Source organism: Bosea vestrisii, assembly GCF_030144325.1.
Lineage (GTDB): Bacteria > Pseudomonadota > Alphaproteobacteria > Rhizobiales > Beijerinckiaceae > Allobosea > Allobosea vestrisii_A.
Map to the genome: position 1 here is coordinate 1,198,394 of NZ_CP126307.1, position 18,461 is coordinate 1,216,854.

17 protein-coding genes and 1 pseudogene are annotated in these 18,461 nt (G+C 67.1%); 1 reads left to right on the forward strand and 17 read right to left on the reverse strand.

The genetic code is table 11. The features are described from left to right. Positions 1 to 51: 51 nt before the first annotated feature. From ftsA to QO058_RS05860, 4 genes are all read right to left on the reverse strand, one after another. Positions 52 to 1,377: a cell division protein FtsA gene (gene ftsA / locus QO058_RS05845; protein ID WP_284170983.1), complete on the reverse strand. Its 1,326-nt coding sequence runs from the start codon at positions 1,375 to 1,377 to the stop codon at positions 52 to 54. After that, positions 1,374 to 2,294, reverse strand: coding sequence for a cell division protein FtsQ/DivIB (locus QO058_RS05850; RefSeq protein WP_284170984.1), 921 nt, complete (start codon positions 2,292 to 2,294; stop codon positions 1,374 to 1,376). Before QO058_RS05850 ends, ftsA begins: the two co-directional genes overlap by 4 nt. A gap of 11 nt (positions 2,295 to 2,305) precedes the next feature. Beyond that, entirely contained in the window at positions 2,306 to 3,220 is a 915-nt protein-coding gene (locus QO058_RS05855; RefSeq protein WP_284170986.1) for a D-alanine--D-alanine ligase, read from the reverse strand. A gap of 110 nt (positions 3,221 to 3,330) precedes the next feature. Beyond that, positions 3,331 to 3,849: a MarR family winged helix-turn-helix transcriptional regulator gene (locus QO058_RS05860; RefSeq protein WP_284170987.1), complete on the reverse strand. Its 519-nt coding sequence runs from the start codon at positions 3,847 to 3,849 to the stop codon at positions 3,331 to 3,333. A 105-nt stretch (positions 3,850 to 3,954) separates the two neighbouring features. On the opposite strand from QO058_RS05860, the gene QO058_RS05865 reads away from it, so the two are divergent. Next, complete coding sequence (locus tag QO058_RS05865; RefSeq protein ID WP_284170989.1) at positions 3,955 to 4,872, forward strand: DMT family transporter; 918 nt, start codon at positions 3,955 to 3,957, stop codon at positions 4,870 to 4,872. Here QO058_RS05865 and murB read toward each other — a convergent pair. The 13 genes and pseudogenes from murB to ftsL form a co-directional block, all read right to left on the reverse strand. Continuing rightward, positions 4,827 to 5,750, reverse strand: a complete 924-nt coding sequence (gene murB, locus QO058_RS05870) for a UDP-N-acetylmuramate dehydrogenase (protein ID WP_284170991.1) — start codon at positions 5,748 to 5,750, stop codon at positions 4,827 to 4,829. The two genes, QO058_RS05865 and murB, sit on opposite strands and share 46 nt — an antisense overlap. Next, a complete protein-coding gene (gene murC, locus QO058_RS05875) occupies positions 5,747 to 7,159 on the reverse strand; it encodes a UDP-N-acetylmuramate--L-alanine ligase (protein WP_284170992.1) in 1,413 nt (470 codons plus the stop codon). Before murC ends, murB begins: the two co-directional genes overlap by 4 nt. A gap of 19 nt (positions 7,160 to 7,178) precedes the next feature. Continuing rightward, the gene (murG, locus tag QO058_RS05880) at positions 7,179 to 8,279 is read right to left on the reverse strand and encodes an undecaprenyldiphospho-muramoylpentapeptide beta-N-acetylglucosaminyltransferase (RefSeq protein ID WP_284170994.1); all 1,101 of its coding nucleotides are present in this window, start codon (positions 8,277 to 8,279) and stop codon (positions 7,179 to 7,181) included. Continuing rightward, positions 8,276 to 9,415, reverse strand: a complete 1,140-nt coding sequence (locus QO058_RS05885; RefSeq protein ID WP_284170996.1) for an FtsW/RodA/SpoVE family cell cycle protein — start codon at positions 9,413 to 9,415, stop codon at positions 8,276 to 8,278. Before QO058_RS05885 ends, murG begins: the two co-directional genes overlap by 4 nt. A gap of 134 nt (positions 9,416 to 9,549) precedes the next feature. Continuing rightward, complete coding sequence (locus tag QO058_RS05890) at positions 9,550 to 10,011, reverse strand: cupin domain-containing protein (protein WP_284170998.1); 462 nt, start codon at positions 10,009 to 10,011, stop codon at positions 9,550 to 9,552. Positions 10,012 to 10,047: 36 nt separating this feature from the next. Then, positions 10,048 to 10,350 (reverse strand): HigA family addiction module antitoxin, encoded by a 303-nt coding sequence (locus tag QO058_RS05895; RefSeq protein WP_284170999.1) that lies wholly within the window; start codon positions 10,348 to 10,350, stop codon positions 10,048 to 10,050. Next, positions 10,350 to 10,637, reverse strand: a complete 288-nt coding sequence (locus QO058_RS05900; RefSeq protein WP_284171001.1) for a type II toxin-antitoxin system RelE/ParE family toxin — start codon at positions 10,635 to 10,637, stop codon at positions 10,350 to 10,352. The genes QO058_RS05895 and QO058_RS05900 overlap by 1 nt, the downstream gene beginning before the upstream one ends. A gap of 75 nt (positions 10,638 to 10,712) precedes the next feature. After that, positions 10,713 to 12,140 (reverse strand): UDP-N-acetylmuramoyl-L-alanine--D-glutamate ligase, encoded by a 1,428-nt coding sequence (gene murD / locus QO058_RS05905; RefSeq protein ID WP_284171003.1) that lies wholly within the window; start codon positions 12,138 to 12,140, stop codon positions 10,713 to 10,715. A 4-nt stretch (positions 12,141 to 12,144) separates the two neighbouring features. After that, the gene (gene mraY / locus QO058_RS05910; protein ID WP_129159517.1) at positions 12,145 to 13,227 is read right to left on the reverse strand and encodes a phospho-N-acetylmuramoyl-pentapeptide-transferase; all 1,083 of its coding nucleotides are present in this window, start codon (positions 13,225 to 13,227) and stop codon (positions 12,145 to 12,147) included. 17 nt (positions 13,228 to 13,244) lie between these two features. Further along, positions 13,245 to 14,670, reverse strand: a pseudogene (locus tag QO058_RS05915) (UDP-N-acetylmuramoylalanyl-D-glutamyl-2,6-diaminopimelate--D-alanyl-D-alanine ligase). Then, positions 14,667 to 16,139, reverse strand: coding sequence for a UDP-N-acetylmuramoyl-L-alanyl-D-glutamate--2,6-diaminopimelate ligase (locus tag QO058_RS05920; RefSeq protein WP_284171006.1), 1,473 nt, complete (start codon positions 16,137 to 16,139; stop codon positions 14,667 to 14,669). The pseudogene QO058_RS05915 and the gene QO058_RS05920 overlap by 4 nt, the downstream one beginning before the upstream one ends. 137 nt (positions 16,140 to 16,276) lie before the next feature. Beyond that, positions 16,277 to 18,073 carry a peptidoglycan D,D-transpeptidase FtsI family protein gene (locus tag QO058_RS05925; protein ID WP_284171007.1) on the reverse strand — a complete coding sequence of 599 codons (1,797 nt, stop codon included), beginning with the start codon at positions 18,071 to 18,073 and terminating at the stop codon, positions 16,277 to 16,279. After that, positions 18,070 to 18,459, reverse strand: a complete 390-nt coding sequence (ftsL, locus tag QO058_RS05930; protein ID WP_110488944.1) for a cell division protein FtsL — start codon at positions 18,457 to 18,459, stop codon at positions 18,070 to 18,072. The genes QO058_RS05925 and ftsL overlap by 4 nt, the downstream gene beginning before the upstream one ends. Between the last annotated feature and the right edge of the window lie 2 nt (positions 18,460 to 18,461).

Here is an 18,461-nt window from a genome sequence, read left to right on the forward strand (position 1 = left end):
GTTAAAACTCACCCCGGGTCGCCTCGCCTCTCGGCGCCGCGGCCCGCAACTCTAGAAGCTCTCGCGCAGCCAGCGGCCGACGCGGGAGAAGTAGCCGTCGGTCGCATGGGCGAAGAAGGACGCCCCTGCCCGCGGCTCGAAATGTTCGACATGCGCGACCTGCGGATAGACCAAGAGGCCGACCGCCGCCGCGAAGGACGGGCCTTTGCCGGCTTCCGGCAGGCCCTTGATTCCGAGTGGCCGGCCAGTGCGGACCTGGCCGCCGAGTATGCGCCGCGCCACTTCCGGCATGCCGGTGAGCTGGCAGGCGCCGCCGGTCAGCACCACCCGCCGCCCGGCCTCGGCCGAGAAGCCGGCCGCCTTCAGCCGATCTCGCACCAGCTCGAGGATCTCCTCGACGCGCGGCTTGATGATCCGCACCAGATGCGACTTCGAGAGGTGGTTCGGCATGTCGCGCTCGTCATCGTCGACCTGCGGCACCGCGATCATGTCGCGCTCGTCGGAGGGGCTGGCGATGGCCGAGCCGTGAAGCGTCTTCAGCCGCTCGGCCGCCGAGACCCGGGTCGAGAGCCCGCGCGCCACGTCCATGGTGATGTGATTGCCACCGACGGCGATCGCGTCGGCATGGGTCAGGTGCCCGCCGGAGAAGACGCCGAGCGACGTCGTGCCGCCGCCCATGTCGACCACGACGACGCCCATCTCGGCTTCGTCGTCGACCAGAACGGAGAGGCCCGCCGCGTAGGGGGTCGCGACCACCGCCTCGACCTCGAGATGGCAGCGCTCGACCGCGAGCATGACGTTGCGCGCCGCAGCGGCTTCAGAAGCGACGACGTGCATGTCGACCGAGAGCGAGCCGCCGATCAGCCCGCGCGGGTCGAGGACGCCGGGCGAGCCGTCGAGCGCGTAACCGGTCGGCAGCGCGTGCAGCACCGCCTTGCCCGGGCGGATGGCGTGGTTCGCCGCGGCGGCGAGCACGCGCTTGACGTCGGAATCGCCGACCGAGCCGCCGCGCAGGTCCACGCTGGCAGCGTAATGCTGCGAGTTCAGGCGCCCGCCGGTGAGGTTCACGATCACCGACTGGACCTCGACCTTGGCCATGCGTTCGGCCGCGTCCACGGCGGCACGGATGGCACGCTCGGCGCTTTCGAGATCGATGATCGCCCCGCCCTTCAGGCCGAGCGAGCGCTGGTGGCCGATGCCGATGATGCGCGCGACATGGGTACGCCCGCGCAGCCGCTCGTTCGCCTCGGCCGGGTTGAGCTCGGCGATCAGGCAGACGACCTTGCTCGTGCCGATGTCCAGAATCGACAAGGTCGCGCTCTTGCGCGACGACAAGGGCCGCATCCGCGGCGTCAGGCCCTGCGAGGTCAAGCTCATGCCTCGCCGCCCTTCTTCTTCGTCTTGCTCTTGAGCTGCTCGGCCCGCGCGGTCGCGGCTTCTTCGGTCAGGCGCATGGTCACGCGGTCAGGCTGGCGCATGTCGATGGCGATCAAATCCTTCTCGCTGATTCGGAAGTCCTGCTCGAGACTGGCGAGGCGCTTCACGGCGGCGCCGGCGCCCTGCTCCGGCAGCCTGATGTCGGCGCCGGTATCGAGCTTGAGATTCCAGCGCCGGCCGGCGACGAGGCTGCCGGCGCGGATGCGTGCAGCGAAAGGGCCGGCCTCGCTGAGCAGCGCGAGATAGTCCTTTGCCTTGAGATTGGCGTCGGCGCCGACGACCAGCGGCAGGTTGGCGAAGCGGCCATCATCCATCTTGTCGATCACCGTGCCGTCCTGGGCGATGAGGAAAAGCTCGCCCTTGACCTGCCAGAGCGCATAGGGCTCGCGCTCGGTGAGATTGATCGAAATCTCGCCGGGATAGAGCTTGCGGACCGAGGCCTCGCGGATCATCGGCGTCGCTTCGAGCCGCTTGCGGGCCTCGTCCGCATCGAAGAAGGCGAGCGAGATCTTGGGATCGATGCCGGCCGCGACCAGGACCTCGATCTCCGAGAGCCCGCTCAGGCCCGAAATGGTAATCCGGTCGATGCCGAGTCCGACAGCCCGGGCCAGCGCGTGCCTCGGCTCGCCATAGGTCTCGCGGAAGGTCTCGTAGTGGCCACCGAGGATCGCCCCGGTCGCGCCCGTGAGCGTCAGGAAACCGATCGCCAGCCAGGAGCCGAGGCCGCTCGGCAGCCGCTCGGCCAGCGGCACCGCGACGGCGCTGCGGCGCGAGCCGCGGAACCAGCGGCGCGAGCGCTCGCCGACGAGGAGCTGAGGCCCCGTCACGCGCATCGGCAGGTTGGCGCCGGCAAACACCGGTTCCACCTTCACCGATTTAAGGAGGCGTCCTCCACGATCCATCTGACGAGCTCACCGAAATTCATGCCCGCATGGGCGGCTAATTCGGGCACCAGGCTAGTCTCGGTCATGCCCGGCTGCGTGTTGACTTCCAACCAGACGAGCGTGTCGCTCTCGTCGTCGTAGCGGAAGTCTGAACGGCTGACGCCGCGGCACCCGATTGCTTGATGCGCCGTTAACGCACACTCTTCGATCCGCTGGTAAATATTCGGTAAAATTTGAGCCGGGCAGATGTGGATTGAACCGCCTTTGGCATATTTGGCGTCGTAGTCGTAGAACTCGCCCGTCGCCGCCCGAATCTCCGTTACCCCCAAGGACTTGCCGTCCATCACCGCACAGGTCAGTTCGCGCCCGGCTATGAAGGTTTCGGCCAGCATGGTCTCGCCGCAGGGCCAGTCCGGCCGGGCGATCTCCTGGGGTGGGTGCTCGCGGCCTTTCTTAACGATCACCACCCCGACCGATGAGCCTTCGTCGATCGGCTTGATCACATAGGGCGGTGGCAGAGGGTGCCGTTTCGCGGCCTCGAAGCGTGAGACGCTGATGCCATGCGCGACCGGGACGCCGGCGGCAGACACGACCATCTTGGCCTTGTCCTTGCGAATGGCGAGCGCCGAGGCGAGCACGCCGGAATGGGTATAGGGAATGCCGAGGATCTCGAGCATGCCCTGGATGGTGCCGTCCTCGCCGAAGCGGCCATGCAGGGCGTTGAAGACGACCTCAGGCTTCAGCCTGGCCAGGACCTCGGCAACGTCGCGGCCGACCTCGACGCGCGTGACGCGATAGCCGACGCTTTCGAGCGCCCGAGCACAGGCCGCGCCGCTGCTGAGGCTGACCTCGCGCTCGACCGACCACCCGCCCATCAGCACTGCGACATGCTTGCTCATCAAGGTTCCTGACACCGAACTCCTCGGGCCGAACCTGAGCCGACATGGTTAACGACGCGTTAACGAAGCGCCCCGCCGGTTAATGGAAGCGCCCCTGTTGCGCGCAGGACTCACTCCCCCTCGCCGGCCGCGACCTTGGCCAGCAGGGCCTTGAGTTGCGCGCGCTCGGACGCGCCGAGCGCCGAAAGCAGCCGCTCCTCCGTCGCAACATGCGAGACCACGAGCCGCTCGATCAGCGCGAATCCTTCCGGCGTCAGCAAGATGCGCAGGCTGCGCCTGTCCTGCGGATCGGCCTGCCTTGCGACGAGCCCGCGCTTCTCCAGCCGGTCGAGCCGATTCGTCATCGCCGAGGTCGACAGCATCATGTCCTTGGCGAGTTCCGACGGGGTCAGCGAGCCGCCGCGCTCGCCCTGGCGGCGCAAGGTCATCAGCACGTCGAAGCCGGCGAAGTCGAGCTCGGCCCCGGCGAGATTGCCGGCCAGGCCCTGACGAATCCGCTCGCCTGCGCGCCAGACCGCACCACAGACCGCCATCGGGCTGGGATCGATGTCCGGTCGCGCCACTCGCCACTGGGCCAGAATCGAATCCAGTGGCCCACCCTGCCCATTCGCCTCGTCAGCTTGACTCATGGAAATCCTGCGCCTAATTATCCGTCATCAAGTAATTCGATATCGAATTATCTTCTATCGAACTATCCTACGCATCCACAACCCTCGATGCAAAGGGAGGCCGCCATGGCCGACAACAAGACCCGCATCCTGCTCGCGACGATCCTGGCGCCCCTCCTCTGGGGCTCGACCTATGTCATCTTCACCCAGACGCTCCCGGTCGAGCATCCGCTGCTGGTCGGGGCGCTGCGCGCTTTGCCCGCCGGCATCCTCCTGATGCTGCTCGGGCCGGGCCTGCCACCGCGCGACAAGCTCCTGCCGCTCGCCATCATCGGCTTTGCCAATATCGGCCTGTTCTTCGGCATGCTCTTCCTCAGCGCCTCGCGCCTGCCTGGCGGACTCGCCGCGACGCTCGGCTCGATGCAGCCGCTGCTCGTCGCCTTCCTCGCCTGGCCGCTGCTGCGCCGCCCTCGCCTCGGGCAGGTGCTCGCCGCGCTCGCCGGCACGATCGGCGTTGGCTTGCTGGTGATCGATAATACTGTGAAGCTCGACGCGATCGGCGTCGCCGCGGCGCTCGTCGGCGCCGCCTCGATGGCGACCGGCACCGTGCTGATCGAGCGCTGGGGCAAGATCGGTTCGCCGCTGGCGCTCGCCGCCTGGCAACTCACCCTCGGCGGGCTCCTGCTCCTGCCGGTCGCGCTCCTGGTCGAAGGCCTGCCGCCCGTACCGACCATGCGCAACCTCGCCGGGCTGACCTATCTGGTCGTGATCGGCACCGCCTTCGCCTATTGGCTCTGGGTGCGCGGCATCGCCACAATCGGCACGGGCGTCGCCTTCCTCAGCCTGCTCAGCCCGCTGGTCGCGACATTCCTCGGCGCGGCCCTGCTGGGCGAATGGTTCCACGCCCAGCAATGGCTCGGCATCGCCATCATCTTCGGCTCGACCGTCGCCGGCATCCTGCTGTCACGGCGCAAGCCGGCCGAAGCGGCGGCGCCTGATCAGGCCGCGACGCCGAACCGCTTGATCTCCCAGTGCAACTCATAGCCTGAGTTGTCCTTGACCCGGCGGCGGACCTCTTCGCCCAGTCCCTCGATATCGGCGGCCGTCGCGCCGCCGGTATTGATCAGGAAATTGCAGTGCATCTCGGAGACCTGCGCCCCGCCGACGCGCAGGCCCCGGCAGCCGGCGGCATCGATCAGTTGCCAGGCCTTGCCACCCTCTGGATTCTTGAAAGTCGAGCCGCCTGTGCGCTCCTTGATCGGCTGCGCCGCCTCGCGAGCCGAGGTCACCCGGTCCATCTCGGCCAGGATCGAGGCCTGGTCGCCCGGCCGTCCCTGGAAGAGCGCCGAGGTGAAGATCATGTCGGTCGGCGCCGTCGAGTTGCGATAGCTGAAGCCCATCTGCGCGTGCGAGAAGGTGACGATCTCACCGGCGCGCGTCACGCCCCGCGCCTCGACCAGAACGTCGGTGGTTTCGCCGCCATGTGCACCGGCATTCATCCGCAGCGCCCCGCCGATGCAGCCGGGAATGCCGCGATAGAAGGCGAGCCCGTCGAGCGAGGCATCGGCAGCAGCGCGTGCCACCTTCACGTCCGGAACCGCTGTCCCGGCACGCAACCGGTCACCCTCCTCGCGGGCGATCTCGCCGAAGCCCTTGCCGGCAAGGCGGATGACCACACCGGGAATGCCGCCATCGCGCACGATCAGGTTCGAGCCAAGCCCGACCACCGTGACCGGGATTTCGGCCGGCAGCCTGCCGAGCAGATAAGCGAGATCGGCCTCGTCGGCCGGGGTGAACAGCACCTGCGCCGCCCCGCCGACGCGGAACCAGGTCAGCCCCGCCATCTCCTGGTTGGCGGTGAGCCGCCCGCGCAGCTCGGGCGCGGCGGCGCGGATATCGGAGGTGATATCGAGGAAGCTCACTGCCTCGCCCCCAAGGCGACCAGTTCCCCCGGCAGGGCATAGGCCCATTGCGTGATATTGCCTGCCCCGAGGCAGACGACATAATCGCCCGGGCCGGCCAGCTCGGCGACCATGCCGGCGAGCTTGTCCGGGGATTCGAGCGGCAGCGTATGGCGATGGCCGCGCGCCTTGATCGCCGCCACCAGCGAATCGCGATCGATGCCCGGCATCGGCTGCTCGCCGGCCGCGTAGACATCCGCGATGATCACCGAATCCGCGTCGTTGAAGCAGGCGGCGAAGTCGGCGAACAGGCTCGACAGGCGGCTGTAGCGATGCGGCTGCATCACCGCGATGACCTTGCCCTTGGTCGAGGCGCGCGCCGCCTTGAGCACCGCGGCGATCTCGACCGGGTGGTGGCCATAATCGTCGAAGATCAGCGCGCCGTTCCACTCACCGGTCTTGGTGAAGCGGCGCTTCACGCCGCCGAAGCCGGCAAGCCCGGCGCGTATCTGTTCCACCGGCACGCCGAGATCATAGGCGACGGCGATCGCGGCGGTGGCGTTGAGCGCGTTGTGATGGCCCGGCATTGGCATGACGAGGTCGCGCACCACCTCCTCGCGGCCGCGCTTGCGGTCGCGGATCAGCAGCGTGAACTTCGACCGGCCGCCGGAGAGGTCGATATCGAGCAGGCGGAAATCGGCCTGCGGGTTCTCGCCATAGGTGATGACGCGGCGGTCCTCGATCTGCCCGACCTGCTCCTGCACGGTCGGATGGTCGATGCACATCACCGCAAAGCCGTAGAAGGGCAGGTTCTCGACGAAGGCGCGGAAGGCCGCCTTGATCGCATCGAACGAGCCGAAATGGTCGAGATGCTCCGGGTCGATATTGGTGATGATCGCGACATCGGCCGGCAGCTTCAGGAAGGTGCCGTCGGATTCGTCGGCCTCGACCACCATCCAGTCGCTCTCGCCCATGCGGGCATTGGTGCCGTAGGCGTTGATGATACCGCCATTGATCACGGTCGGGTCGAGCCCGCCCTTTTCGAGCAGGGTCGCGACCAGCGAGGTCGTCGTCGTCTTGCCGTGCGTGCCGGCAATGGCGACGCAGGATTTCAGCCGCATCAGCTCAGCCAGCATCTCGGCGCGGCGCACCACCGGCAGGCGCTGCTCGCGCGCCGCCATCAATTCAGGATTGTCGCGCTTGATCGCGGTCGAGACCACGACCACCTCGGCATCGCCGATATTCTCGGCCTTGTGGCCGACGAAGGTCTTGATGCCCTTCTGCGCCAGGCGCTTGACATTGGCGCCGTCGGAGGCGTCCGAGCCCTGCACCTTGTAGCCGAGATTATGCAACACCTCGGCGATGCCGGACATGCCGATGCCGCCGATGCCGACGAAATGGATGGAGCCGAGTTTCGGCGGCAGCTTCATGGTATCGCGTCCTGAAAGATCAGTTCTGGGCGGTCTGCAGCACGAGCCGCGCCAGGCGGTCGGCCGCATCCGGTATGCCCGCGCTCTTGGCCGCCTGAGCCATCGCCGTCAAGCGCAACGGTTCGGCAAGCAGCACGGACAGCTCGGCGGCAAGCCGCCGAGGCGAGAAATCGCTCTGCAAGATCATCATTGCCCCGCCGGCCCTGGCGAGCACTCCGGCGTTGGCGGCCTGGTCCTGATCGAGCGAGCCCGGCAGCGGCACGAGCAGGGACGGCCGGCCGATCACCGTAAGCTCGGCGATGGTCGAGGCGCCTGAGCGTGCGATCACCAGATGCGCCGCCGCCATCCGCGCTGGCAGGTCCTTGAAGAAGGGCGCGATCTCGAACTTGATGCCGAGAGAGGCATAGATCTTCCGCACCCGCTCGTCGTCTTCGGCCCGCGCCTGCTGGACGATCGACAGGCGGCTGCGCTCCTCCGGCGAGAGCAGCTGCATCGCCGGTGGGACGATATCGGCCATCACCCGCGCGCCCTGGCTACCGCCGAAGACGAGCAGGTTAATACGCCCGTCCGGCTCGCCATAGGGCGAGACCGCCTCGATCACCGCCGGCCTGACCGGATTGCCGACCTGGGTGCACTTCCGTGCTTGTTCCGGCGTCAGCCCGCCGACCTCGGCAAAGCCTGTGGCGATGGCCTTGACCCGGCTGGCGAGGAAGCGGTTTGCCCGGCCGATCACGGCATTCTGCTCGTGCACCATGGTCGGCACACCCATCAGCGCCGCGGCGAAGACCGGCGGCACCGTCGGATAGCCGCCGAAGCCGACGACGATGGCAGGCTTCAGCTGCTTGATCGCCTGGCGCGCCGCCAGCCCGCCGCGCAGGAGCACCAGCGCGGCTTTCGCCATCGCGACCGGCGATTTGCCGGAGGGCGTCGCCGCCGGCACCGCATGGATCGACTCGGCCGGGAAGTTGCCGGCGTATTCGGCAGCGCGCGTATCGGTGATCAGCGCCACCCTGGCACCATGACTGTGCAAGGCATGGCTCAGCGCCTCGGCCGGAAAGAGGTGCCCACCCGTGCCGCCAGCGGCGAGCACGACGAGCGGCGCCGACGCTTCTGCGCTCACGAACTGCGCTCCGGCTTGCCGAAGCTCTCGGCGCGCGGCCGCTTTCGGGTCAACGCCAGGAGGAAGCCGGTGCCGAGCGCCAGCGAGATCAGCGAGGAGCCGCCATAGGAGATGAACGGCAAGGTCATGCCCTTGGCCGGCATCATGTGCAGGTTCACCATCATGTTGATCGCGGCCTGGATGCCGAAGAGCAGAGCGAGGCCGGTGACGCCGAGGCGTACGAACGGATCCTCGGCGCGCTGCGCCACGAACAATGCCCGAAGCACGATGACCGCGAAGAGCAGCACCAGCACCATACAGACGACGATGCCGAACTCCTCGGCGGTGACCGCGAAGATGAAGTCGGTATGTGCGTCGGGCAGGATCCGCTTCACCGTGCCCTCGCCCGGGCCTTTGCCGAACCAGCCGCCCTGGGCGAAGCTCTCCAGCGCGGTGTCGACCTGGAAGGTGTCGCCCGAGCCCTTGTCCATGAAGCGCTCGATGCGGGCGCGCACGTGCGGCACGAGCTCATAGGCGATGAAGAGGCCGACGGCGCCGATGCCACCGAGCCCCAGGACCCAGAACCAGTGCAGGCCGGCGACGAAGAACAGCCCGGCCCAGACCAGGGTGACCAGGATGGTCTGGCCGAAATCGGGCTGCAGCACCAAGGGCACGATCGTGATCGGCAGCAGCAGGAAGGCGATGATCGTGCCCGGCAGCTCCGGCCGGCGATGGCCTTCGGCAAAAGCCCAGGCAGCAAGCACGACGAAGGCCGGTTTCAGGAATTCGGAGGGTTGGATCGAGCCGAGCGGCCCGAGCGTCAGCCAGCGCTTGGCGCCCTTGACCTCGACGCCGAAATAGAGCGTGCCGATCACGCCGGCGAGAGAGAACAGGAAGATGACCAGCGCGATCCGCCGCACCTGGCGCGGCGCGAGCAGTGAGGTCGAGAGGAAGATCGCCAGTGCCACCAGCAGATAGACCACCTGGCGGTTGACGAAATGGAAGGTCGACAGGCCCAGCCGCTCGGCGACAGGCGGCCCGCCCGCCATCAGCAGCACCACGCCGGAGACCATCAGCGTCACCAGCGTCGTCAGGATGACGCGGTCGATCGACCACCACCAGCGGCCACTCAGGCTGGGTTCTGCGCGCGAGACCATCGTTCCAAGGCTCCGTCGACGAGCAGGCAGATCGAAGGCGCCCGCTCCGGCGAATCACTCTGTCAATGAATGGTTAACCGATTGATTCCGATCGTCGGCTTGTCGATGAGCTCGGCTCCTCATGCACAGGCTGCTCACGTCTCGGGATAGGGCCTTCCGTCCTTGTGCACGAAGCGCCCATCGGCATTGGCGCTCATCATGTCGATGTCGGAGCAGGTGGTCAGGTCGGCTCCATGGCGGCTGCCGACTTCGAGATAGACCGCGACCTTATCCGATCGGTTGATCATGTGGTGGCCGTTGCCGCTGTCCTTGGCGAAGGCGGCGCAGTCACCTGCGCGCAGCACGGTTTCGCCTTCATCCTCGACCAGGACCAGCTCACCTTCGAGCAGATAGATGAACTCGTCCTCATGCGAATGCCAGTGCCGCTGGCTCGACCAGCCGCCCGGCGGAAGCCGCATCAGGTTCACGCCGAAATCGCTCAGGCCACCGGCATTGCCGAGCCGCTTGCGGATGCGTTCGGCGCAGGGAGCATCGAAAGGCTTTGGATAGCCCGAACCCTTGCGCTCCGGCACGGCCGCGACGTCGATCTTGGGCATAAAGGTCTCCCGGATGTCGGGGCCGCAGAGGCTCCACTAAGCCAGCGCCGCGACGCGCTCCACCTTGATCTCGTCCTCATGGGCGCGGGCCTCGACGAGATCATACGCCGCCTGCATGCGCAGCATCGTCTCCGCCCGGACGCCGAAGGCTTTCTCGAACCGGATCGCCATCTCGGCGGACAAGGCGGCCTTGCCGTTGAGAAGATTGCTCATGGCCTGCCGCGTCACACCCAGCTTCTCGGCCGCGACAGTCACACTCAAGCCATAGGGCTCGACGATTTCGGTCCGCAGCCACGCGCCGGGATGTACGGCGAAGCTCGGATGAAGCTTGATGGCCATCAATGATAATCCTCCAGATCGATATCCTCGATCGCGAGAGCCTGATTGACGCAAAACGTCATGCGCCAGTTCTTGGTCACGACGAGCGACCATTCGCCCGCCCGGTCGCCCGTGAGCTGATGGGCCCCATAATTGGGCGGATTCTTCAGCTCGTCGGCGGCATCAACTGCAGCCAGATAGGCGAGCATGTTCCGAAGCCGATCCACGAGATTGCCGGGCAGACCTTTGCTTTTCCCGGTTTCCGCGAACTGTCGGAGCGCTTTGTGCCTGATGCTCGCGATCTCCATCGGAGGAGGTTAGCGCGCAGACTGTCGCGCGTCAATTGTCACTTGACGGATCGAGTCTCTAGCGCGGCGTGAACTCTATCGCTCGCTCGGCTCAAACCCCGGCAGCGCCTTGACCAGTGCCCGGAACGCGTCCCCCCGCACCTCGAAGTTCGGGAACTGGTCATAGGACGCGCAGGCTGGCGAGAGCAGCACGGCGATCTCCCCACTCCCCTGCTGCGCCAGCGCGGCCTTCGCCGCCGCGGCGACGGCGACGTCGAGCGTGCCGCTGCGCTCGTAAGCGACTCGGCCGTCGTCGTCGAAGGTTGCGGCGAAGAGGTCGCTCGCCGTGCCGATGAGATAGGCGCGGGCGATGTTGGGGAAATAGCGCCTGAGCGACTCGATGCCGCCTTCCTTGGCCTTGCCGCCGAGGATCCAGAAGATCTCGCGAAAGGAGGTCAGGGCCTTCTCGGTCGAGTCGGCATTCGTCGCTTTGGAATCGTTGATGAAAATGATCCGGCCGATGCGGCCGAACTCCTCCATCCGGTGCTTCAGCCCAGGATAGCTCCTGAAACCGGCAGCGATCTCCTCGGCCGAAAGGCCCAGTGCCGCACAGGCGGCAAAGGCAGCTGCCGCGTTCTGGGCATTGTGGCTGCCGCGCAAGCTACCAATGCCGGCGAGATTGGCCACGACCTTGGGCTTGCCATCCCTGACTTCGACGATCCGCGTATCGAGCTGGCCAGCATTGGCGGTGACGCCGGCAAAGACGCCCTCGTCGAGCGGCTGCTCGCCGCTGATCTTCACGAGTGACTTCCCCGAGGCGGCGCGCCGTCGCGCCATCTGCTTCGAAGGCTCGTCGTCGACGCCGATCACCGCGATGTCGGAGGCCGCGACCAGCCGCTCCTTGATCGCACCATAGGCCTCGAAGGTACCGTGCCGGTCGAGATGATCGGGCGTCAGGTTCAGCTGGATGCCGACGCTGGGTTTCATCGAGGGCGCCAGGTCGATCTGGAAAGTAGAGCACTCGACCACATGGATACGGTTGTCGGCGGGCGGCTCCAGCGCCAGCACCGCGGTGCCGATATTGCCGCCCATCTGCACGTCGCGGCCGGCCGCCTGCAGCACATGCGCAATCAGGGCCGTCGTCGTCGACTTGCCATTTGTGCCGGTGATGCAGACCACCGGTGCGTTCGGCGCGATCTTCGCCCGCTCCAGGAAGAACAATTCGATGTCGCCGATCACCGGAACGCTTACCGCCCTGGCCTTCTCGACCGTCCAGTGCGGCGCCGGATGCGTCAGCGGCACGCCGGGCGAGAGCACGAAGGCGGCAAAGCCCGACCAGTCGACGGAGGCGAGATCGACGACGGAAAACCCCTCGGCTGCAGCCTTGTCGCGGCTCGCCTGATTATCGTCCCAGCAGGCAACCTGTGCCCCGCCGGCAACGAGCGCACGCGCCGTCGCCAGACCCGAGCCGCCCAGGCCGAACAGGGCAAGCGTCTTGCCTGCGAAAACGGTGACCGGCGTCATCGGATCAACGCAGCTTCAGCGTGGCGAGGCCGACCAGCGCCAGCACCACCGAGATGATCCAGAAGCGGATCACCACCTGCGGCTCGGTCCAGCCCAGCTTCTCGAAATGATGGTGGATCGGCGCCATCAGGAAGACGCGCTTGCCGGTGCGCTTGAAGACCGCGACCTGGATGATCACCGAGAGCGCCTCGACCACGAAAAGGCCGCCGACGATGGCGAGCACGACCTCGTGCTTGATCGCGACCGCGATGGTGCCGAGCATGCCGCCCAGGCCGAGCGAGCCGGTGTCGCCCATGAAGATCTGGGCCGGCGGCGCGTTGAACCAGAGGAAGCCGAGCCCCGCCCCCATCATCGCGCCGCAGATCACCGCAAGCTCGCCGACGCCGGGGACATGGTGGATCTGCAGGTAGTTGGCGAAGATGGCGTTACCGGCGAGGTAGGCGATGAAGCCGAAGGTGCCGGCCGCGATCATCACCGGCACGATGGCGAGCCCGTCGAGCCCGTCGGTCAGGTTCACCGAATTGCCGGCACCGACGACGACGAAAGCGGTGACAACCGGAAACAGGATGCCAAGCGGGATCATCAGCTCCTTGAGGAACGGCATGGCGAAGCCGCTCGCGATCGAAGGCGGGCTGACCTGCATGATGGCGGTGCAGGCGGCGAGCGCGATGACGATCTCGAGGCCGAGGCGCGCCTTGCTGGAGAAGCCCTTGTGCGACTGCTTCGTCACCTTGAGGAAGTCGTCGTAGAAGCCGATCGCGCCATAGGTCGCGGTGACGCCGAGCACGATCCAGACGTAAGGATTGCGCAGATTGCCCCAGAGCAGCGTCGCGACGAACAGCCCGGTCAGGATCATCAGGCCGCCCATGGTCGGCGTGCCGCGCTTGGCGAGATGCGATTCCGGCCCGTCGGTGCGGATCGGCTGGCCCTTGCCCTGCTTGAGCCGCAGCCAGGAAATCGCCCACGGCCCGAAGAAGAAGACGAAAAGCAGCGCGGTCGCGGTCGCCCCGCCGGCGCGGAAGGTGATGTAGCGGAAGACGTTGAGGATCGGGAACGTCCCCGCAAAATCGGCAAGCCAGACCAGCATCGAACTCTATTCCTTACTCAGTCGTCGGCCTGGACGACCGGGAAGCGAGCCGTCATCGCCTTGACGATCGGCCCCATGCGCGTGCCGAGCGAGCCTTTCACCGTGACGACATCGCCGGCGCGGAGGGCGTCGAGCACATAGGGCTCGAGACCGGTCGCCTGTGCGGCATAAGCGCCGCGGCGGTGCGATGGCAAGGCGTCGTACAGGGTTCTCATCAGCGGACCGCAGGCGAAGACGAGGTCGATTCCGTTTCCGGTGACCGCATCGGCGAGCCCCCTTGTGCAGCTCCGGCGCGGTTTCGCCGAGCTCGAGCATGTCACCGAGCACGGCGATGCGCCGGCCCCTCCCGGTGACCGGCATGCGGCCGAGATTCTCGATCGCGGCGCGCATCGAGGCCGGGTTGCCGTTGTAGCTCTCGTCGATCAGCGTGAACGGACCCGCCGGCGCATGCAGCACTTGCCGGGCGCCGCGGCCCGAGGGCGGCGTCAGGTCGGCGAGCGCCAGCGCGGCCAGAGCGAGATCGGCGCCGAGCGCCTCGGCCGCCGCCAGCACGGCGAGCGAATTCAGGACGATGTGCTTGCCCGGGCTGCCGAGCTTGTAGGTCACCGCCTGACCCAGCACGCTGGCATTGGCAGTCGAGACGTCCGGTTTCAGCGCGCAGCCGAGCAGCCGCACATCCGCCTCTTCGCTCTCGCCGAAGGAGATGACGCGCCCTGCCCCGCCGGCGAGCGCCAGCTCGCGCAACAGGCCGGCCTGCAGGATGTCGGCGTTGATGATCGCTGTGCCGCCGCGTTTGAGCCCGCCGAAGATCGCCGCCTTCTCGCGGGCGATCCCCTCCAGCGACTCGAAGGCGGCCAGATGCACCGGCTGGATCGTGGTGATCACGGCAACGTCGGGCTGGACCATCTTCGCCAGCGGCAGGATCTCGCCGGGCGCGTTCATGCCGATCTCGTAGACGCCGTAGCGCACGTCGCGCGGCGTCCGCACCAGCGTCAGCGGCACGCCCCAATGGTTGTTGTAGGAGGCGACCGGCGCATGCGTCTTGCCCTGGCGCGAGAGCACCAGTCGCAGCGCCTCCTTGGTGCCGGTCTTGCCGACCGAGCCGGTCACCGCGACGACCTTGGCCGAGAGCTCTGCCCGGCGCGCCATGCCGGCCTGTTCCATCGCGCGCAGCACGTCGGGCACGACGGCAAGCGGCGCATCCGCCGGGAAAGCGCCGGCATGCGCCTCATCGACCACAGCGAGCGCCGCGCCCTTGTCGAGCGCGGCCGCGACGAAGTCATGCCCGTCGCGGGCTCCCGTGATCGCGAAGAAGGCGTCGCCCGGCTCGAGCGTGCGCGTATCGATCGAGGCGCCGGTCACGGCAGCCGGTGCAGGGCCTTGCGAACGGGCGCCCATCGCCTCGATCAGGCGCGCGCCGGTCCACAGCGGTTCGGTCGTCATCCCCGTCTTCCCCCAGCCAATGCCGCGATCGCCTCCCGGACCACGTCATGATCCGAAAACGGCAGCGTCCGATCGCCGACGATCTGGCCGCTTTCATGGCCTTTTCCGGCAACGACCAGGACATCCCCAGGCTGCAGCATGGTGACACCGGCCGCGATCGCCTCGGCCCGGTCACCGATTTCCCTGAGACGGCCCGGCGCCGCCGCCAGGACCTCGGCACGGATCGCGGCGGGATCCTCGCTGCGCGGATTGTCGTCGGTGACGATGGCGATATCGGCGCCATCGGCGGCGATCTTGCCCATCAGCGGGCGCTTGCCGCGATCACGGTCGCCGCCGCAGCCGAAGACGCAGATCAACCGGCCACTAGCATAGGGCCGCAAGGTTTTGAGCACCGCCGCGAGCGCATCGGGCTTATGGGCATAGTCGACCACGACGAGCCCGCCATTGTGCTTACCGACGCGCTCCAGCCGGCCCGGCACGCCCTTCAAACTTGCAATCGCCTGCACAGAGGCCGCCGCATCCTCGCCCGTCGCAATCGCGAGCCCGGCCGCGACCAGCGCATTGCCGGCCATGAAATCACCGACCATCGGCAGCAGTACTTCGATCCGTGAGCCGTCGACTTCGACCAGCAAACGCTGCGAGAAGCCCTCGCGGGCGACATCGAGCAGTTTCAGACGATCGCCGCCCCGGCCAATGCCGATCACCGGATGGCCGCCTGCGCGCGCCGCAGCTTCCGCGTCGGCGGCATAAGGTTCATCGCGATTGATCACCACCGGTGCGCCGGCCGGCAGCAGCTCCCAGAGCCGCAGCTTGGCAGCGAGATAGTCCTCGACGCTCGGATGGTAGTCGAGATGGTCGCGGCCGAGATTGAGGAAGGCGCCGGCGGCGAGCCTGACGCCGTCGAGGCGGCGCTGGTCGAGCCCGTGCGAGGACGCTTCCATCGCCAGATGCGTGACGCCATCGCTCGCCAGCCTGTCGAACGAAGCGTGCAACGACAGCGGATCGGGCGTGGTCAGCGAGCCGTAATCAGCCCCGTCTTCGGTGACGATGCCGATTGTGCCGACGCTCGCCGCCTTGCGCCCGAGCGCCATGAAGATCTGGCGGGTGAATTCGGCGACCGAGGATTTCCCGCTCGTGCCCGTGACCGCAACGACAGTACCGGGCTGGCGTGGATGCACCGTCGCGGCCGCCAGTGCCAGAGCGCGGCGCGGATCCTCGACCCGCGCATAGGCGACCGCGTCCGGGAGATCGGCTGGGCGAGGCCCGTTGGAAACGATCGCGACCGCGCCGCGCTGGACCGCATCGGCGATGAAGCGGGCGCCATCGGCTTTGGCCCCCGCGAGCGCGACGAAGGCATCGCCGGCCGCGACCTTGCGGCTGTCGAAAGCGAGGCCGTTGACGCGGCGCTCGCCCGACTCCGGAAACGCCCCGGGAAAGAGCTGGCCGAGGCTGAAGCTGGTGTCAGTCAAAAGCGCGTATCCTTGCCGACGCGAAAGCCAATGCGTCCTTCTCGGGCGAAGCGAAGCGTAGACCCGAGAATCTCATGCAGGATCAAGCTCCCTTCCGTCCAGAGATGCTCGGGACAAGCTCGAGCACGACGCCCCTTTTACCGCGAGCCCCAGGCGTTCAGCCTTGCCATCAGCGGGAACGGCGCGACCGGCGGCTCGAAGCGCGGCGCCATGCCGAGGATCGGCGCCGCCCGCTCGATCACCTTGCCGGTGGTCTTGCCGGCGTTCCAGGCCGCGGTCGAGTAGCCGCCGCTCTCGGCATAGCCCTTCGGCTCGTCATAGATGGCGAGGAACACATAGCGCGGCTTGTCCGAGGGCGCGATCGCCGTGAAGGTGGTGAAGTTCTTGTTCTTGGCATAGCGACCGTTGATGACCTTCTCGGCCGTGCCGGTCTTCCCGCCGACGAAATAGCCGGGAATGTTCGCGAACCGGGCCGAGCCCTTGTCGCCGTTGAGCCGCATGATGAAGCGCATGGCCTCAGAGGTCTCCGGCTTGATCACGCGGACCGCGTCCTTCTTGGCCTCTTCCTCGGAGCGCTTCAGGAAGGTCGGCCTGATCAGGTAGCCGCCATTGACCAGGGCGCCCACCGCGGCCAGCGCCTGGAGCGGCGCGACCGCGAGACCGTGGCCGAAGGCGATCGTCGCGGTGTTGATCTCGCCCCAGCGCTGCGGAACGATCGGCGCGGCGCTTTCCGGCAGCTCGGTCGTCATGCGGTCGAGCTGCATCATCTTCTTTAGGAAGGCCTTGTGGCCCTCGACGCCGACCGAGAGCGCCATCTTGATGGAGCCCATGTTCGACGAGTGCAGGAACACCTCCGGCACGGTCAGCGTGCGGCCGGTGCCGTGGTATTCCTTGATGACCTGGCGGCCGAACCGCATCATGCCGCCAGCGGTCGAATAGCTCGAATTGATGTTGGCCTTGCCGGAATCGAGCGCCATCGCGATGGTCAGCGCCTTGAAGGTCGAGCCCATCTCGTAGACGCCGACATTCATCCGGTTGATCCGGTCCTTCTCCAGCGCGTCGACCGGATTGTTGGGATCGAAATCGGGCAGCGAGACCAGCGCGATCACCTCGCCGGTGTTGACGTCCATGATGGCGCCGGCCGCGGCGATCGCCCGGTATTTCTCGATGCCCTTGACCAGCTCGTCGCGCAGGAGGTGCTGGACGCGCATGTCGACCGAGAGCTGCACCGGCTTGAGGTCGGAGGCCTGTACCGCGAAGCCCGCGCCGTTCAGGTCCTGCAGCCCCTGCGAGTCAATGTACTTCTCCATGCCGGCGATGCCGATATTGTCGACATTGGCAAAGCCGAGCACATGGGCCGCGACATTGCCGTTCGGATAGACGCGCTTGTTCTCGGGCACGAAGCCGACGCCGGGAATGCCGAGCCTGTGGACCTCGGCCTGCTGGCGCGGCGTGATCTCGCGCTTGACCCAGACGAAACCCTTCTTGGTGCCGAGCTTGTCGCGCAGCTCCTTGGCGTTGAGGTCGGGCAGCACCGCGGTCAGGAGTTCGGTCGCCTCGTCCTTGTCGAGGATGTTGCGCGGCTCGGCGAAGACCGAGACGGTGCGCACATCGGTGGCGAGCTGGATGCCGTTGCGGTCGAGGATGTCAGGCCGCGCCGCCGAGATCGCGTTCGAGGTCGCACGGCGCAGGCCGACCTGGTCGCTCGGGAAGGCCCCCAGCATGACGAGCCTGGCGACGATCGCCACGAACAGCCCGCTGAAGCCGAGAATGACGAGTCCAACGCGGGGCTCGCTCTTCTCGCCGCTCATCCGGAAGACGTCGCGCAGCCATTCGATACGGAAGCGCCATTTGCGCTTCGCAACCACGGGTTTTTCGATCGCGGCGGCACCGATCCCGGGCGCCCCGGCGTGCTGGTTGAGCTCCTGGCTCATGGGCGGGCTCCCGGCGTCGTCACGGCGTTGCTCTTGCGGTCCTTCGGCGTCTCGGTCGGTAGGCCGAGGCCGAGGTCTTCCAGCTTGCGGCCGATCGAGTCGACCTTCGGCCCGCGATTGGGAATGTCCGACAGGCGCACGATCTGTGTGATCGCCAGCGGCTGCAGATCGAGATGCTTGTCAGCCAGCGCCTGCAGGCGCTCGGGCCGGTTGAGGAACTGCCATTCCGCCTTGAGCACCGCGATCGCCTCGCGCTCGCGCTGGGCCTTGGCCTTCAGCTTCTGCAACTGCTCGGCCTGCAGCGTCGTCTCGTACTTGATCGAGTAGGCATAGAGCGCCGAGGACACCAGCGCGCCGATGGCGACGATATGCAAGAGCTTGATCATGC

Excerpts from the sequence above, each read along its gene's own strand:
- murD (WP_284171003.1), bottom strand. The coding sequence starts at position 12,140 with ATGACGCCGGTCACCGTTTTCGCAGGCAAGACGCTTGCCCTGTTCGGC.
- murC (WP_284170992.1), bottom strand. The coding sequence starts at position 7,159 with ATGAAGCTGCCGCCGAAACTCGGCTCCATCCATTTCGTCGGCATCGGC.
- QO058_RS05900 (WP_284171001.1), bottom strand. The coding sequence starts at position 10,637 with ATGGAGATCGCGAGCATCAGGCACAAAGCGCTCCGACAGTTCGCGGAA.
- ftsL (WP_110488944.1), bottom strand. The coding sequence starts at position 18,459 with ATGATCAAGCTCTTGCATATCGTCGCCATCGGCGCGCTGGTGTCCTCG.
- ftsA (WP_284170983.1), bottom strand. The coding sequence starts at position 1,377 with ATGAGCTTGACCTCGCAGGGCCTGACGCCGCGGATGCGGCCCTTGTCG.
- QO058_RS05865 (WP_284170989.1), top strand. The coding sequence starts at position 3,955 with ATGGCCGACAACAAGACCCGCATCCTGCTCGCGACGATCCTGGCGCCC.
- QO058_RS05925 (WP_284171007.1), bottom strand. The coding sequence starts at position 18,073 with ATGAGCCAGGAGCTCAACCAGCACGCCGGGGCGCCCGGGATCGGTGCC.
- mraY (WP_129159517.1), bottom strand. The coding sequence starts at position 13,227 with ATGCTGGTCTGGCTTGCCGATTTTGCGGGGACGTTCCCGATCCTCAAC.
- QO058_RS05885 (WP_284170996.1), bottom strand. The coding sequence starts at position 9,415 with ATGGTCTCGCGCGCAGAACCCAGCCTGAGTGGCCGCTGGTGGTGGTCG.
- QO058_RS05895 (WP_284170999.1), bottom strand. The coding sequence starts at position 10,350 with ATGGCCATCAAGCTTCATCCGAGCTTCGCCGTACATCCCGGCGCGTGG.
- QO058_RS05855 (WP_284170986.1), bottom strand. The coding sequence starts at position 3,220 with ATGAGCAAGCATGTCGCAGTGCTGATGGGCGGGTGGTCGGTCGAGCGC.
- QO058_RS05890 (WP_284170998.1), bottom strand. The coding sequence starts at position 10,011 with ATGCCCAAGATCGACGTCGCGGCCGTGCCGGAGCGCAAGGGTTCGGGC.
- QO058_RS05860 (WP_284170987.1), bottom strand. The coding sequence starts at position 3,849 with ATGAGTCAAGCTGACGAGGCGAATGGGCAGGGTGGGCCACTGGATTCG.